The sequence below is a fragment of the Citrobacter sp. wls826 genome, from assembly GCF_005281245.1.
GTDB lineage: Bacteria > Pseudomonadota > Gammaproteobacteria > Enterobacterales > Enterobacteriaceae > Citrobacter > Citrobacter braakii.
Genome location: NZ_SZWS01000047.1, coordinates 21,395 through 22,820, shown reverse-complemented (window position 1 = coordinate 22,820; position 1,426 = coordinate 21,395). Strand labels below are relative to the sequence as shown.

The 1,426-nt window shown below is 45.8% G+C and carries 1 protein-coding gene; it reads left to right on the top strand.

Features of this window, described 5'->3' with window-relative positions; translation table 11 throughout:
* Nucleotides 1–325 precede the first annotated feature (325 nt).
* On the top strand, nucleotides 326–1,426 hold a 1,101-nt coding region (gene ompC, locus FDW87_RS10370), incomplete at its 3' end, for a porin OmpC (RefSeq protein WP_137379727.1).

The window sequence follows — 1,426 nt, the reverse complement described above, 5'->3', positions numbered from 1 at the left end:
CGAACAGTTGTTCGGGCTTGTCAATTTATTCGCTGGCTAATTAATAATAGCTATCAATACGTCAACGAAAAATAAAACGTGACAATAAAGGCATATAACACGCGCAGAATAGCCCAACACACTTCACTTGTATAATTTTTATTTTATATATTTACCATCCATACATTCACCACAATTATCATCATTTCCGTAGAATTATTTCTTTAAGGTTTTACTTAAGGCGTAACAATTCATATTTATCCCTTTACGGAACTTCTCCTTTAGCATGCTTTTACTCCCTACATGGGTAGTCACAGGTTAATAAAAAAACTAAAGGATTATTTCAATGAACAGAAAAGTACTGGCTCTCGTAATTCCTGCCCTGCTGGCTGCAGGCGCTGCTCACGCGGCTGAAGTTTATAATAAAGACGGCAACAAATTAGATCTCTATGGCAAAGTAGACGGCCTGCATTATTTCTCTGATGACGCTAACAGTGATGGCGATCAGACTTATATGCGTATGGGCTTCAAAGGCGAAACTCAGGTTAACGATATGATCACCGGTTACGGCCAGTGGGAATATCAGGTTCAGGCTAACGGCACCGAAGGTGATAAAGGCGACTCCTGGACTCGTCTGGCATTCGCAGGTATTAAAGTCGGCGACTACGGCTCATTCGACTACGGCCGTAACTACGGCGTAATGTACGACGTTGAAGGCTGGACCGATATGCTGCCGGAATTCGGTGGCGACTCTTACACCAAAGCAGACAACTTCATGACCGGTCGTGCGAACGGCGTGGCGACCTACCGTAATACCGACTTCTTTGGTCTGGTTGACGGTCTGAACGTGGCGTTGCAGTATCAGGGCGCGAACGAAAATCAGTCACCAGAGCAGGAAGGCACCAATAACGGTGGCGACGATCGTAACATGAAGAACTCCAACGGTGACGGCTTCGGTATCTCCTCGACCTACGATTTGGGTATGGGTGTAAGCTTCGGTGCAGCATACACCTCTTCTGACCGTACTAACGAGCAGGTTAACGATTCTACCGCGGGCGGTGATAAAGCTGACGCATGGACAGTCGGTCTGAAATACGACGCGAACAACATCTACTTGGCAACCATGTACTCCGAAACCCGCAACATGACCCCTTATGGTGGCTCAAACGGTAGTGATAATACGATTGCCAACAAAACTCAGAACTTTGAAGTGACTGCGCAATACCAGTTCGACTTCGGTCTGCGTCCGGAAGTGTCTTTCCTGATGTCTAAAGGTAAGGATCTGGGTGTAAACGGATCTGATGGCGACCAGGATCTGGTGAAATATGCATCCGTTGGCGCTACTTACTACTTCAACAAAAACTTCTCCACCTATGTTGATTACAAAATCAACCTGCTGGATGAAGATAAAAACTTCTACAGCCAAAACGACATCTCTACCGATGAC